The sequence below is a fragment of the uncultured Sulfitobacter sp. genome (assembly GCF_964021855.1).
Taxonomy (GTDB): domain Bacteria; phylum Pseudomonadota; class Alphaproteobacteria; order Rhodobacterales; family Rhodobacteraceae; genus Sulfitobacter.
On sequence record NZ_CAXHZD010000006.1, the window covers coordinates 95,215 to 110,001 of the forward strand.

Here is a 14,787-nt window from a genome sequence, read left to right on the forward strand (position 1 = left end):
TCAATCTGGGAACACCTTACACCGAAAATATAACCTATAATTGCACAAATGCTTCGAATGCCACTTTCGAGACTTCCCTAGCGCGCGCAAAATTTCCTATTTGCAGTGGGAGTTTGCAAAATGGATCAGCACTGGGGTGTTCAGCTAAAAAAGGCAATTTCGAAACGAGGCTATCGAAGCGGTCGCTTTGCTGGCCCGCTGCTTGCGAGTACCATGGCAAATCCTAACCACTGGCACCGCACATTAATCGTCCCTCTCTTCGAGCAGATTGCGTAGATCGTTGCGCGTTAACCCTATGTCGTTCAGCCACCGGTCGTCCTTACGTCTCAGCATCCAGCCCATTGATTGCCGTTGGTGCCGCAGGGCATGCCAGCGCTTCAAAAATTTCCAAATCATACTCTGCCTGCCTTTCCAATCGGTAGGACAGGCATCGGCGATTAGTTGACATCAATCAAACCAATAGTAATTATATATGACATAAGAAATTGTGATATGAGGTCACCATGCTCCCGCCACTCGACAGTGATTTGATGCGCGGCTTTCTAGCTGTCGTCGATACGGGTTCCGTGACCCGAGCGGCCGATCAGTTGGGGCGTACACAGTCGGCTGTCTCCATGCAAATTCGCAAACTTGAGGAAAGCTTGGGCCAGAGTATTTTCGTCCGCGAACCACGGGGCGTTAGCCTGACCGAAAGAGGCAAGCAACTTTTGCCCTATGCGCAACGTGTTGTCGGCCTGCTGGATGAAGCCGCGACCGCCCTGCGGGAAAAGCCGTTGTCGGGGCCCGTCCGCGTCGGCATTCCCGATGAATATGTGCAAAGTATTCTGCCCTCCGCGCTTGCGTCGTTTGCGCAACGCCATCCCGACACACAAGTGACCATACGTTGCGATTTCAGCGCGCCGCAACTTGCTGCGCTGAATGCCGATAAAATCGATCTCGCGGTGGTTTACGAAGGCTACAGCGCGGACGAGGTTGAGGTGCTCGCTGTCGATCCAACCGTCTGGGTGACGTCCATCGCCCACGCCCAGCATTTACGCAAACCGCTGCCGATTTCGATCTATTTCAGTTCAGACTGGTGCCGCGACTATGCCTTGCATTCGCTGGATCAGATCGGGGTCTCGTATCACCCAGCATTTGAATGCGACACGTCTGCCAACATGCGCAGCGCGGTCATCAACGGAATTGCCATAGCGCCCTTGGCGCGAAGCTCCATCCCGCCGGGCTGTCGCGAACTGACGGATGAGGACGGGTTTATGCCCATCGACAATGCCCGCGTGGTGCTGCGTCGTAACCCAGCAGGATCGTCACCAGCGATCGAAGCTATGATTGCCACATTGCGCGATGCCTTCAGCCCGTTGACCAATAATGGACTGCTAGACGCCCCTGATACGAGATAATTCGAACCATCTTTTTGAAGCTCTAAAAGGGTGGGAAGCTTTGCTCAGCACCCGCAAAGCATTGCTGAACAAGACAATTGATTTCGCAAATGAAGTGCACGGACTGTTGAAGGTCTTCGGCCTCCGTCTTCCCAAGACAGTGCAGCATGGCTGCTGCGCCAAGCGCGTTGTTTTATCCCTTGATAATATGGGGCTGCGGTTCAACCAGAAAAGCTGTATTGCTTGAGCAACATGGGCATGGTGCTCATCCAGGATCGAAAATGAATAGAGTTTGAAGCGGGCTGCCGCAGTGTTACGCGTTGATTTTGTCGAAGGTTCAGTAGCGCATCGACTTCGGTTTGGTGGCGGTCGTGGCCAAGACTTAGCGAAGGCAATGGGCCTGCGTGCGGGCAAAACACCAATGATTATTGATGCGACAGCGGGGTTGGGGCGGGACTCATTTCTTTTGGCGTCTCTAGGTGCCCAAGTGACCATGATCGAGCGCTCGGAGGAAATGCATATGTTGTTGACCCAAGGGATGGAGCGCGCGGAAAGAGAGGGCGGTCATTTTCGCGAGATTATCGGCCGCATGACACTTTTGAAAGGAGACGCCAAGGATTTGATCCCTGATCTTCATGGCGAAGCAATTCTGATTGATCCAATGCATCCTGAACGAAAAAATTCAGCGCTGGTGAGGCAGGACTTGCGTCAGGTCCGCGCCATCGTCGGCACCGACGATGACGCCGGTGATCTGGTGCGATTGGCGATCAAACATGCAAGTAAGCGGGTGGTGCTTAAATGGCCTGCTAAGGCTGATCCGATTGAAGGTATTCAGAAATGCTCCCACCAAATCCGCGGGAAAACGACACGATATGATGTTTTTATGACGGGTTAAGAAGCATCTCGTCCCCGTTGGCGCCTAGTTAGATCCAATCGTAAACCACTTGCTGGTGATCAGACTTCGGCAATCTCATATCCAGCGCAAGTGATCGCAGACGCCAACAAGGTTCAGGTTCGAAGTATCCATCGGCTGATCAGGTTTTTCCATGAGACCTTGGTGCGTAGCCCCCTGTCGTCCATTGTTCAAGCTGTCCCTTACCAGCGGCGTTGCGCGCTGATACAATTGTTCAGCTGCCCGCCGCGAGGAGGCAAACCACGCTATAGCGCATGGTACGACTAGTGCGTATTGAATCCACGTCTTGCTATTCGAGGCGCTGTTCCATATGGATTTATCTTCGGGCGCTTCACACCTGCGCGCGACAGCTTTTCTAAGGTCAACCGTGGCTGATCAGGTTGTCTGAACCGTTCTCTGGAAATTTTCGGACAAAACCCAACGCCAGCCAGATCAATGTGCGTTGATCACTCTTTGCGACCTGAAAATTTGCTCGAACACACGCATTACCGATCAGATGCTGTTTTCAGCGCATGATGCACGTCTGATACCTCATAAATGGCGGGATCAGGCGTTCTTGGATCTAGCCTGCAAGCGTTCAATTTTCGGACGACGTACCAACAGCCACACGTGATGGCTGCTCTTTCGAACTCGATTTGTGCCCTCTCGATGTCCCTGCCCGGTTCCCGTGCACTGACGTATCATGGGCGTGCCGACCTCATGGTTTTCGCCATGGTGTCGTTGGAGCATGACCTAATCTTGGACAAATACCTGCTTTTCACCCCTGGCCCTGTGAATGTGGCCCAGACTTTGCGTGCCGCGATCAGCAAGGAAGATATCTGTCATCGTGAACCCGATTTTGATAACCTTCTTAGAAGCATCGAACATAAATTAATTTCACTGTTTCAGATCAGAAACCGGGCGCGGTATCGCGCCGTGGTGATCACAGGCTCTGGCACGGCAGCAAACGAGGCGATATTGTCTTCTGTCGTAGGTAAAGGCGCAATCTTGATCCTGTCGAACGGTGAATTTGGCGAGCGGTTGCACAAAACCTCTTTGATCCACAATAAGCGCACCCATTTCCTCGAAATGCCTTGGGGCACGCCCTTCGATGTGTCGAAAATCGAAACCTACATGTCAGCGCATAAAATTGATGTCGTCGCCATGGTCCATCACGAGACCTGCTCGGGCATGTTGAACCCGCTCGCCCAAATTGGCGCTTTGGCCAAAAAGACCGGCGCGTTGTTCGTAGTGGACGGTGTCAGTTCTGTTGGCGCAGAGGTCATCGACATGGAGGCCTGCCACATCGGCTTCGTGTCCAGCTCAAGCTCCAAGGCCATAGGCTCCTACCCGGGGTTGTCCTTTGTCGTTGGGCGCAAAAAGCACTTCAAACGACTGAAAAGGCATGCTGCGAAAACGACCTATCTGAACCTTGCGACCTTCTATGCTTTCTTGAGAAATCACAGCCAGACGCCCAATACCCCCGCTGTTCCATTGTTCTTTGGACTTGAACAGGCACTGACAGATATTTTGGTCGAAATCACTGCGGGTCTGGGCTTTTCTCTCCAGGAAAACTGGTCGTAGTTCCTGAGGGAGCAACGCAAAATACTCGTCTTTGATGAAGGCGTCTTCATCTTCATGCTCTCAGTCGGCCTGATATTTGATCAACTAGTCCCGATGCTTTTGGTCTTTGCGGCAAGCCAAGTTTTCTGGGGCACCTACAAGTCCTGGCTCAGGGGCAAAAACATTGGCGAAAGCCACAAACATCGCTTCGAAAAATAATCTTTCTCACCCCGGCACGAATAGGAAAACATCACATGAATCACGAAATTACCCGCCCCCCTATGGCCGTAATTCTGGCAGCTGGCATCGGTTCACGGCTTAGCCCTCTGACGGACAATTGCCCCAAAAGCCTGCTGTCCGTCGGCGGATCCGTCATTCTGGAACGAATGATCCGTCACTGCCTAAGCTGTGGTCTGTCGCAGTTTGTTCTGGTGCTTGGCCATCGGGCGGACGAAATCAAACAGTTCATCGACAAGACTTTTAGGGGCATCCGCGTCACCTATGTGATCAACGAACGGTACCGCGACACGAACACAGGCTACTCTTTGATGCTGGCCGCGCCCGCGATTGGCGCGGCCGAGTTTATCAAGTTCGATGCTGACGTCGTATTTGATGTCAAAATCCTGCGCCAGCTTGTTGATACTAATCAGCCAAACGTGCTGTGCATCGACCGGAACATCGCACTTGAGGATGAAGAAGTTAAAGTCATCACAGACGACGACCTGCAGGTCCTTGAAGTCGGGAAAACTGTAGATCCGAAGTTGGCATTGGGTGAATCCATCGGGATCGAAAAGATCAGCTCTCAGACCGGTCCACTTCTTTTTGCCGAGCTCGCAAAAATGATGGAAAACTACGCGAACCTACAAGAATATTACGAGGCAGCTTATGCACGTCTGGTAGGGCAAGGCGTGGTTTTCCGCGCCCTTGATATCACGGGCCTAAACTGGACCGAGATCGATACCGCCGAAGATTTCGCGGCGGCAAACGCAATGTTCGGATCCCCGGTCATAACCATTTCGCGTGGCCAGCAAAGGGCGATAGACGAAGCGCCCAAAAAAGCGGTTAAGCTAACGTAGGCCTGTCAGATCAAGACCACTTTTGCCCAAGACAGGCAAAGGTATACGACCGCAGCAATGCCCCTGCCATTCCGGCACCGGATCGCTGCATACCGGAAGGACATCCCATGGCTAAAGGCAAGAACAGTAAGAAAGAGGTCAAGAAACCAAAGCAAGAAAAGGCCAAGGTTTTAGCGACGGCAAATTCTCTGACGGGTAAGCCGACGGTAAGGATTGGCGGGAAAAAGGTGAAGTAACCGCCGATACTGCTCCCCTAATTATCAGGCTAATCATACGCCCTAGTTGCGCGATCCATTCAACTAGGGCGCATGCTGACAGGGGCGAAAATAATGAGGCGAGCAGCTGCGGTGCAACATCGTGAAGCGGACCTCGGTTAAGTAGCGAGGATACTTACTTAGACGGGTGGGGAACATCTTAGGAGTACGCGAGCTTTGCTTTGCACCGGTCGGGGGCCACCAAGAGGCACTCAGCCAGAACTTAACGTACCTAGCCAATCCAGAAACACGCCCAACCGGCGCAGGCCAGAGATGCGGGTCAGATAAAGGGCGGTAATATCGAGCGGCTCGGATTGCAGCTGACCCGGCAAGAGTTCGACCAGACGGCCTGCGGCAATATCATTAGCAATCATAAAATCGGAGAAGCGCGCAATGCCGAGGCCACCCAGCACCAGCTGACGTACCGCCTCGCCATTACCGGCTGTGATAGCGGCGGGTACGGCAATCGGTTCCGAATGGCCTACGAAACGCAACGTATTGATGTGTTCTGGCATCGCAAAACGCACTTGTTCCAGCCGCGCGAGATCTGCTGGCGTTTCGGGCCAGCCGTGGCGGTCCAGATACTCTGGTGTCGCCACCAGTTTCCACGGCGTCCGCCCCAGGGGGCGATGTAGCATCTCGCTGTCAGGAAGTCGGCCCAACCGAATGGCCACGTCGGCATGACTGCCAATCAAATCAACCAGCGTATCGGTCATGTCGATCGACAATTTAATGTCTGGATACTGCGCGTGGAATTCGGCCAAGCGAGGCGCGAGCACATGCAGCACAAATGGCACAGGCGCATTCACGCGCAAAGGTCCAGCGGGGGCCTGCCCGCTTGTCGCTATCTCTTGTAGGCTTTCGCTGCGGTCCAAAATCTCCCGCGCCTCGGCCAGAACTGCGGCACCTTCGGGCGTGATCTCGATTGAACGCGTGGTCCGGCGCAGCAATGTGACCTTCAGTTGCTCTTCGAGCCGTGTCACCGAACGGCTTAGCGTTGACGCGGACAGGCCCCTGCGCCGCGCGGATTCAGCAAAGCCCCCATCATCGACGATCCCGACAAAGGCAGCCAAATCCCCCATGCGAAGTAATTCGTGCAGTTTCTGCAATGATCCATTCCAAACATGTCTATTCTCGCAACAGATAGCCGCTGGCATATACGTCGTCGACATCTAATTAATGGAGATACCGATGCCACTTGCCCTTTGGGCGCTGACCATCAGCGCTTTCGCCGTCGGAACGACCGAGTTCGTTATCGTCGGCTTGCTTCCGACCATCGCCGCCGATCTTGGCGTGTCGATCCCCTCTGCTGGCCTGTTGGTCAGTCTTTACGCACTTGGCGTGACTATTGGCGCCCCAGTGTTGACAGCAATGGCCGACCGCGTGCCGCGCAAAACGCTGCTGCTGCTCTTGTTGGCGCTTTTCACGCTCGGCAATGCTTATGCCGCCTTTGCGCCGGATTACGGCAGCCTTGTCGCTGCGCGCTTTATCACGGGCCTCGCTCACGGCGTGTTCTTTGCAATCGCCTCGACTATCGCGACCGATCTTGTGGAGCCAGAAAAAGAAAGCTCAGCCATTGCGCTGGTGTTCCTTGGCCTGACCGTCGCGCTTGTGACGGGTGTTCCCTTGGGGACGTTCATCGGCCAAAACTTCGGCTGGCAGTCGACTTTCCTTGGCGTTGTCGCGCTTGGCGTGATCGGGTTCATCGCGTCTGCCATCTTGGTGCCTGCCAATCTGACCAAGACCGCGTCAGCGGGGGTCAAAGCCCAATTACAGGTGCTGACTTCGCCGCGCCTTCTGCTGGTCTATCTGATCACGGCTGTCGGCTATGGCGGAAACTTCATCGCCTTTACCTTCCTTGCGCCGATGTTGAACGAAGTCACGGGTCTGTCTGCGGGTGCGATCAGCCTCGTGCTACTGCTCTATGGTGCATCTGTCGCCGTGGGGAACATCGCCGGCGGCAAACTGGCTGACCGTATCGGTGCCGTACCTGCGTTGACAGTGATCTTTGCCGGGCTTGCAATTTCACTGGTCGCACTTGGTGCGACCCTTACCAGCCCGATTGCAGCCATCGCGGTTGCGGCATTTTGGGGCGGTTTTGCCTTCGCCAACGTGCCGCCCCTGCAATCCTATGTTGTGCAGATCGCACGCGAGGTATCACCGGGTGCCGTTGACGTAGCCTCTGGCCTGAATATCGGCGCGTTCAATCTGGGCATTGCCGGTGGTGCATGGGCCGGTGGGCTCGTTGTGGAAGGCATCGGTTTGGCCGCTGCGCCCTACATCGCCGCCGGAGTTGTAGCTGTCGGGATCGTTCTGGTGCGCCTGTCTGGTCGCTTGAACGCAACAGCACCCCAAACTGTTGCTGCTGAATAGCACCCTCCCGCCCTGCCCCATAATTGATGCGGCAGGGCGGGAGTTCGTTCCAGAAAAAATGCGAAGCTTATCAAGTGTCCAATTTGTCCAACGAAGTCCTGCTATTCAGCACTTAGAACCCCAACGCCATTCCGTCCTTTCTGGAATCGCTACCACCAGAGAGAAGCCCGCTTGCGGGACAGATGTGGATCGCCTGGCTTCCGCCGATTGGGCTCTTTTGCAGGGCCAGAACATGTCCTCTCGACGCCAGAACTGCCCGTGCTTCCTCGGACACGCCTGGCTCAATATCCAACACCCCGTCATGAGCAAAGCTGCGCGGTGCATCCATTGCTTCCTGAATTCCCATCCCCAAGTCTAAAACGCCAGACAAGAAGGCTGCGTGGCCTGCTGCCTGATAGTGCCCACCCATGACACCAAAAGGCATAACCGCGGTTCCATCTTTGCACAGCATCCCCGGAATGATCGTGTGCATGGGGCGTTTGCGCGGGGCGATGGCATTAGGATGCCCTTCGATCAGCCTGAAAGACGCACCACGAGAGTGGAAGAGAACGCCCGTTGTAGGGTCTAAACGTGTCGACCCGAAGCCATGAAAAATTGAGTTGATGAAGGACAGCGCGTTGCCCTGTTCATCTACGACACAAAGATAGATTGTGTCTTTATGCTCGGGTTCATCCCAAAGTGTGGGCGGTAAGGCGCGGCGCATGTCGATGCGCGCCGCCAGTGCGTCGACGACCTCGTCCGACAGCAGTGTTTCAACCACATCCGGGCAGGTTGCCGGATCGCTGATTAACGCATCGCGGTGATGGTATCCCAGTTTGGTCGCCTCCGCGTGCAGGTGAATTCGATCAGCTTCAGACAGGCCTTTTCCCATGTCAAAACGCGATAATATACGCAGGATTAGAAGAGCGGCCAAACCTTGGCCGTTCGGCGGGCATTCATATACATCATGATCGCCATAACGCGTCGCAATCGGATCCACCCAATGGGCCTGATCACGCCCTTCGTTGAAGTCGGCCTCGGTGTGCAAACCGCCAAGAGATTGCAAATGGGCCGCCATCTTGGCGGCAACCTCGCCTTCATAGAATCCTGCGGCACCCTTTGCTGCGATGTCACGCAGGCGCGCGGCCAACAGTGGTTGAGCATGTGTTTGACCGACAACAGGGGGCTTGCCATCTGGCAAGAAAAGCGCTGCCGCGTGCTTATCACCTGCAACGGTATCAGCGTTAGCTGCCCAATCCATTGCGACGCGCGGTGTCACTGGATAGCCGTTCTCGGCATAATCAATCGCACGCGCAAACAATTGCTCCATCGGTAGGGAGCCGTGGTCTTTGTGCAGGAGGCACCACCCCGAGATCGCACCAGGGATTGTAACTGCATGGGGGCTGGTTTGGGGGATTTCATCCGTTAGACCAGCCGCTTTTAATGCCTCAACTGTAGCCGCAGCCGGCGCACGCCCCGATCCATTAAGCGCCTTCACCTTTCCGCCTTTCGGAGCATAAAGGGCAAAACAATCCCCACCAATGCCCGTCATCAACGGATCGACTACGCATTGAACAGCAACGGCAGCAATCGCCGCGTCGACAGCATTGCCTCCCTTGGCAAGAATCTCATGACCGACTGAGGTTGAGAGCGGGTGAGAGGTCGCGATCATCGCTTTTGAAGCAAGAGTGCTGGGGCGGCGGGCAGAAAAGAAGTCAAACATATCGGTATTCCTGTGATTTAGACACTTGGGGCCGCGCGGCGGCAGTAAAGCGGCAAGAGGCGTTAGAGTTTTGCAGGTTAAATTTGGGTAAGTGGCTGCAGACAAGCAACTGCCCGTTGTGACCCGAATTTTCCCAGCTGCGGGTCTTTTAACTGACAATCCGCCTGTGCTTTTGGACAGCGTGTCGAAAATCGGCACCCTTTTGGCAAATCAAGCGGGCTTGGAATTTCGCCTGAAAGCGGCTCTGACAATGGTTCAAAGAATTGCGGAGCAGCCGCGCGTAGTGCTGCGGAGTACGGATGCGTCGGTGCGTTTAGCACGGCATCGGTGGGACCTGTTTCAACGATACGGCCCAAATACATGATCGCAATTTCTTCACAAAGGTAGCTGGCAACACCAAGATCATGCGTAATGAAGATTAACGTCAGCCCCATATCGCGCTGTAAGGATTGCAGCAAAATCAAAAGCTGAGCTTGCGTGGATACGTCAAGACCAGAGACAGCTTCATCCGCAACAAGAACTGAAGGTTCCGACGCTAAAGCGCGAGCAATAGCAACGCGGCGCACCTGCCCCCCGGACAGCCCCGAGGTAAAGCGGTTCGCCGCATCAGCAGGCAAGCCGACCCGGTCCAGCAATTGCGCAATGCGTGCAGCTTCTTCTTCACGCGGAACGATGTCGAAATGGCGTAAAGGTTCCGCGATGAGAGCGCCAATCGTCATGCGCGGATCCAGCGATCCGCGCGCGTCTTGGTAAACCATGGCCACATCGCGGGCGAAATCCGTCCCGCGCGAACGCGCCTCGAGGATAGGTTTGCTGTGATACAACGCCCGGCCGCCGCTGGGCCTGTCGAGACCAAGCAAAACACGCAGTAACGTCGATTTTCCTGAGCCACTCTCGCCGACAATCGCTAAGGACGTACCCTTGCTAATACTAAGGCGAACGCCGTCTAGCGCCCTAAGTCCCACGGTATCGCGACTGAACAGGCGTCGCCCGGGTTTTGGGACCTCAAAAACCTGCTCTACTTCAATCAGTTCAAAGATGGGTTGCTCGGAAATTTGTGCCGCGGCTTGGGGGAGAGCTTGCATCGTCATTCTGGATTCCAACACGCTATATGATGATCAAGCGGGCCAGACATGGCCTCGCGTGCAGGGATAAGTGGCGGCGCTTCATCCGTACAACGGGCCATGACGCGTGGACAGCGTGTGGAAAACCTGCAGCCTTTTGGCATCTGTCCGTGAGATGGCACCGTGCCTTCTGGGGCGGTCAAATCCTTTGTACCAATCTCTAACACACAGGATTTTAGCTGGTGCGTATAAGGATGGCGGTGGCGCTCCAACACATCATGCGCAGGGCCGCTTTCTACGACTTGGCCCGCATAAAGCACGACAACCCGGTCACAGGCCTGACTGGCGAGCGCAAGATCGTGCAGTACAAAAATACAACTTGCTCCGCGTTCGCGGGTCAACGTCAGGATCAGCCGAACAATCTGCGCTTGGATCGTAACATCAAGCGCCGAAGTCGGCTCATCTGCTAAAAGCAAATCAGGGCTACCTGCCAAGGCAATAGCAACCATAACACGCTGCTGCATCCCTCCTGATAATTGATGAGGAAAGGCCGACATCCTGCCTTCGGGATCGTTGATCCCGACCGAAGTAAACAGTTCTACTGCTTTCTGCCGCGCTTCGACTTTGGATAACCCTTGGGTACGGTACAACGTCGTGCTGAGCTGCCGCCCGACTGTGTAGGCCGGGTTCAGGGCCGCACCTGCATCTTGGAAAATCATAGAGAGGCGGCGGCCGCGAAGTTTAACCATCTGGCGCTCAGTAAGAGCCAGCAGATCCCCTTCGCCCGCCAGCTCGGCGCTGCCTGTAACTTTGGCGTTATCTAAAAGCCGCATAATTGCCGTGGCTATGGTTGATTTCCCCGCTCCACTTTCGCCGACCAAAGCCAGCGTTTCCCCCTGACCAAGGGAGAGCGTAACACGATCCAGAATTTTGGATGCTCCACGGAAGACTGTCAAATCCTTGATAGAGAGGACAGGTTTTAGGGCTGTATCTGTCATGAATCTCTCCGAAGTTTTGGGTCAAACTCCTCGCGAACGCCGTCTCCCACGATGGACAGCGCGATAAGCAAAAGCGCCAGTGCAAAGCCAGGCATGGCTGACATCCAAGGTGCAAAACTGACAAAGTCGCGGCCCTCGGCGATCATCAGTCCCCAATCGGGTGTGGGTGGTGTAACACCAATGCCCAGAAACGATAGCGATGAGGACACCAAGATTGCCTCGGACACTCGGATTGTCACTTGTACGGCCAGCGGAAAGATCACGTTCGGCAGGACGTGGCGCAAAACCACCCGCAGGTATGAAATAGACATGAGTTGCGCTGCCTCAATAAAGAGCTGGATACGCACTTGCATCACGTCACTACGCACAGTGCGTGCGAAGGGGCCGATCATCGACAGACCCACGGCAATCACCACTTTGTCGACGCCTTGACCTAGGATCGCGATGAAAGCTACGGCCAGTATAAGCGAAGGCAACGCGAGTATTGCGTCGATCAGGCGCATTAACGCCCATTCAGACCACCCACCAGACAGGCCGGCAGCAAGCCCGATAATGAGGCCACCTACAGCACCTATCAACACAGAGAAGATGCCGATAATCAGCGCATAACGCGCGCCAAAGATGACCCGTGACAGGATGTCTTGACCGTAGCTATCCGTGCCCATCAGATGCGTCGCGGACGGCGATTGCATCATGACATTAAAGTCCTGTTTCACTGGATCAAACGGCGCAACATAGGGGGCGAAGACGGCGGCCAGCACGTAACCTACTGCAACAATCAACGCGATTGTGAAGAATGGCCGCCGCGCAAAGACCGACCGACGGGCCTTTGCTTCGGCGGTGGGCGCGGCTGTGATTGGCACAGCGGCAATCCCTTGGGGCGCTTGAATACTCATTTACTGGACCTCAGCCGTGGATCGAGGAAGGGGTAGGACAAATCAACCAACAGGTTGACGCCGATAAACAGCACAGCTGTCATCATGACACCCGCCTGAACCACAAGGTATTCGCGCCCCAGAACCGCTGAAGTGAGCATCTGCCCAACACCTGGAAGGTTGAACACTGTTTCAGTCAAGACTGTTCCTTGCAAAAGCACGCCCAGTTGCAAGCCAAGGATCGTGACCAGGGGCATCGCGATGTTGCGCACCCCGTGCACCCAGACTACCCGCCAGTTCGGTTCACCGCGTGCACGCGCTGCGGCGATGTAGGGCTGCTCCAATACTTCGATCAACGTCGCACGGGTGAGGCGCGTGATCATGGCAATAAAATAGGTAGAAAGCGTCAGCCCGGGGAGGATCATATGGTAAACACCCAGCCGGAGATCCTCCCAAGGAGATACGTACCCCATGACGGGAAACAGCTGAAGCTTTACCGCGAAAAACCAGATGAGCAGAATTCCCAGTAAGAAGGACGGGAAAGCAGTGCCAGTGAGAGCCAGCACGGCGGAACCTGCGTCCAAGATCGTGTCTTTTTTAACGGCGGACAGCACACCAAGAGGTACGCCCACCAGAATTGCAAAGAGGAGGGAAAAGGAGGCGAGGGTCAACGTGACTGGTAACGCCTCCTTGAAGGCATAGGTGAAAATCTCGGCGCGGGCGACATAGGATGTTCCCCAGTCACCCTGCACAAACTGCACCGCCCAATCCGCGTATTGAACGAGGAATGGTTGATCCAGCCCAAGTTCGGCTTTCAGCGAGTCGTAGCTGGCTTGAGAGTACTCAGACCCAAGCATGATTTGGATTGGATCGCCGGGCGCCAGCTTCAGAAGTCCGAAGCTGGCCACAGAGACGAAGAACAAGACAACAAGTGTCTGCGCGATTTTCCCCAGTGCCTTTAAGAGCATTAGCCAATGCTCACTGTATGCAGGTTCACAAGATCGGCAGGGATGTATTGGAAGCCCTTAACCCTGTTTGAAAACACCTTGTAGATCGGCATGTGCGCCATAACCGCGATACCGGCTTCATCCATCAGCAGATCTTCGGCTTTGTTGTACAGAGCGCTACGTGCCGCGGGGTCCAGCTCGACCTGTGCTTGGGCGCAAAGATCATCGAAATCGGTGTTCACCCAACCGCCAAAGTTCCACGCCCCGTCAGATCTGAACTCGGGATAAAGCGTTTCATCGGGATCAAGGTCCGCTACCCATTCAAAATCATAAAGATCAAAATCGGAGCCATTGCGCCGTTTGACCCAAGTTGCAGGTTCGACCAGCTCCAGCTTTGCCTTGATGCCGATTTCCGCCAGCATTGGCGCAACAGTCTGCGCCACACGGGTGCCAACAGGGCCGCGTTCCGCCATCATATAGACCGCTTCGATTTCACCTTGGTTTGCAGCTTTGGCGCGGTATGCTTTTGCCTTTTCCAGATCGAACCACTGGCCACGACCGCTGGTCGCAATATCAGGGTCAAAGAAGTCGGTCATGGGGGGCGAAATTGGCGTGAATGCCTTTTGCGCGCGCCCGAAATACGCTTGCTTTACGAGGGTATCCCGATCAAGCGCCCAAGCTACGGCGCGGCGCAAGTTGATGTCATCAAAAGGCCCACGTTTGCAGTTCATGCCAACGAATGTGTAGTTGCCCTCAATCTCACCGTACAGGTTCGCATTGGGGAACGCTTCCACCTGATCGACCAGTTGCATCGGGCAATCCGTCATACCGTCGATTTGCCCTGCCAGCAACGCTGCAAGTGCGGTAGAGGCTTCGTTCATCAGCACGAATGTGGCACGTTCAAGCTTAGGCAATCCTGCTTCAAAATAGTCCGGGTTGGCCTCCAATTCGATGGCGTCGTTCTCTTTCCATGACACAAATTTAAACGGGCCAGTGCCAACAGGGTTACGGCCATAATCGGCACCGTATTTCTGCACGGCAGCCGGACTCACGATTGTACCCGCGCGGCCTGTTGAGCCGTTCAGGGCAACGGGCAAGAACGCGTAGGGTTGGGAAAAAGTAAGTTTCACGGTAAGCGGGTCGACGACGTCGATACTTTCCAAAAGCGCCAGTTTCCATGCGTGCGGAGATTTGGGTTCACCTTCTTTGACGCGCAGCAGTGAAAATTTGACTGCTTCGGCATCACAAGGGGTGCCATCGTGGAATTTCACGCCGTCGCGCAACTTGAACACGTGAACTTTGTCACCTTCAATATCCCAGCTCTCGGCCAGATCAGGCTCAAACGTTACGTTTTTGCCATCATAAACGATCTTGAGAAGGCCGTTGTGGATGTTGTTGATAATTTGAATGGAGGAAAGGAAGCCCGTAAAGTGGGGGTCCAATGTATCGATCACCTTGATCGATGCAATTTTAATGTGGCCGCTTTGTTGCGCCTTCACAAGTGACGGCGCGCCTGTCGTCGCTGCAGTCAAAATACCAGCACCGAGGCCTTTGAGAATAGTTCTACGCCCGAAGCGCGCCGAAAGGCGCTCTGCGAGAATTTTTTTGTGGTCGATCGTTGTCATCAGTTATCTCTCCTGTTCGCATTGTCTCCTCCCTGTTTTTTA

At 54.8% G+C, this 14,787-nt stretch carries 14 protein-coding genes; 7 read left to right on the plus strand and 7 right to left on the minus strand.

Annotation, left to right across the window (positions count from 1 at the left end; translation table 11 throughout):
* The first annotated feature begins 503 nt into the window (after positions 1–503).
* The 6 genes from AADJ11_RS17205 to AADJ11_RS17230 all read left to right on the plus strand — a co-directional run bounded on the left by AADJ11_RS17205 (position 504) and on the right by AADJ11_RS17230 (position 5,143).
* A complete protein-coding gene (locus tag AADJ11_RS17205) occupies positions 504–1,397 on the plus strand; it encodes a LysR family transcriptional regulator (RefSeq protein WP_341235668.1) in 894 nt (297 codons plus the stop codon).
* 40 nt (positions 1,398–1,437) lie between these two features.
* Positions 1,438–1,623 carry a hypothetical protein gene (locus AADJ11_RS17210; protein WP_341235669.1) on the plus strand — a complete coding sequence of 62 codons (186 nt, stop codon included), beginning with the start codon at positions 1,438–1,440 and terminating at the stop codon, positions 1,621–1,623.
* Positions 1,624–1,686: 63 nt separating this feature from the next.
* On the plus strand, positions 1,687–2,271 hold the full coding sequence (locus AADJ11_RS17215; protein ID WP_341235670.1) for a class I SAM-dependent methyltransferase: 585 nt from the start codon (positions 1,687–1,689) through the stop codon (positions 2,269–2,271).
* A 630-nt stretch (positions 2,272–2,901) separates the two neighbouring features.
* The gene (locus tag AADJ11_RS17220) at positions 2,902–3,852 is read left to right on the plus strand and encodes an aminotransferase class V-fold PLP-dependent enzyme (RefSeq protein WP_341235730.1); all 951 of its coding nucleotides are present in this window, start codon (positions 2,902–2,904) and stop codon (positions 3,850–3,852) included.
* A gap of 233 nt (positions 3,853–4,085) precedes the next feature.
* Positions 4,086–4,907: a phosphocholine cytidylyltransferase family protein gene (locus tag AADJ11_RS17225; RefSeq protein WP_341235671.1), complete on the plus strand. Its 822-nt coding sequence runs from the start codon at positions 4,086–4,088 to the stop codon at positions 4,905–4,907.
* A gap of 107 nt (positions 4,908–5,014) precedes the next feature.
* The gene (locus AADJ11_RS17230; protein WP_341235672.1) at positions 5,015–5,143 is read left to right on the plus strand and encodes a hypothetical protein; all 129 of its coding nucleotides are present in this window, start codon (positions 5,015–5,017) and stop codon (positions 5,141–5,143) included.
* A 230-nt stretch (positions 5,144–5,373) separates the two neighbouring features.
* On the opposite strand, the gene AADJ11_RS17235 is transcribed toward AADJ11_RS17230, so the two are convergent.
* The gene (locus tag AADJ11_RS17235) at positions 5,374–6,270 is read right to left on the minus strand and encodes a LysR family transcriptional regulator (RefSeq protein ID WP_341235673.1); all 897 of its coding nucleotides are present in this window, start codon (positions 6,268–6,270) and stop codon (positions 5,374–5,376) included.
* An 82-nt stretch (positions 6,271–6,352) separates the two neighbouring features.
* On the opposite strand from AADJ11_RS17235, the gene AADJ11_RS17240 reads away from it, so the two are divergent.
* Positions 6,353–7,534: an MFS transporter gene (locus AADJ11_RS17240; protein WP_341235674.1), complete on the plus strand. Its 1,182-nt coding sequence runs from the start codon at positions 6,353–6,355 to the stop codon at positions 7,532–7,534.
* A gap of 112 nt (positions 7,535–7,646) precedes the next feature.
* On the opposite strand, the gene AADJ11_RS17245 is transcribed toward AADJ11_RS17240, so the two are convergent.
* From AADJ11_RS17245 to AADJ11_RS17270, 6 genes are all read right to left on the minus strand, one after another.
* Positions 7,647–9,236 (minus strand): gamma-glutamyltransferase family protein, encoded by a 1,590-nt coding sequence (locus AADJ11_RS17245; RefSeq protein ID WP_341235675.1) that lies wholly within the window; start codon positions 9,234–9,236, stop codon positions 7,647–7,649.
* A 77-nt stretch (positions 9,237–9,313) separates the two neighbouring features.
* Positions 9,314–10,327: an ABC transporter ATP-binding protein gene (locus tag AADJ11_RS17250; RefSeq protein WP_341235676.1), complete on the minus strand. Its 1,014-nt coding sequence runs from the start codon at positions 10,325–10,327 to the stop codon at positions 9,314–9,316.
* Positions 10,324–11,298, minus strand: coding sequence for an ABC transporter ATP-binding protein (locus AADJ11_RS17255; protein ID WP_341235677.1), 975 nt, complete (start codon positions 11,296–11,298; stop codon positions 10,324–10,326). Before AADJ11_RS17255 ends, AADJ11_RS17250 begins: the two co-directional genes overlap by 4 nt.
* Positions 11,295–12,194, minus strand: a complete 900-nt coding sequence (locus AADJ11_RS17260) for an ABC transporter permease (RefSeq protein WP_341235678.1) — start codon at positions 12,192–12,194, stop codon at positions 11,295–11,297. The genes AADJ11_RS17255 and AADJ11_RS17260 overlap by 4 nt, the downstream gene beginning before the upstream one ends.
* On the minus strand, positions 12,191–13,141 hold the full coding sequence (locus tag AADJ11_RS17265) for an ABC transporter permease (RefSeq protein ID WP_341235679.1): 951 nt from the start codon (positions 13,139–13,141) through the stop codon (positions 12,191–12,193). The genes AADJ11_RS17260 and AADJ11_RS17265 overlap by 4 nt, the downstream gene beginning before the upstream one ends.
* The gene (locus AADJ11_RS17270) at positions 13,141–14,745 is read right to left on the minus strand and encodes an ABC transporter substrate-binding protein (protein WP_341235680.1); all 1,605 of its coding nucleotides are present in this window, start codon (positions 14,743–14,745) and stop codon (positions 13,141–13,143) included. Before AADJ11_RS17270 ends, AADJ11_RS17265 begins: the two co-directional genes overlap by 1 nt.
* Between the last annotated feature and the right edge of the window lie 42 nt (positions 14,746–14,787).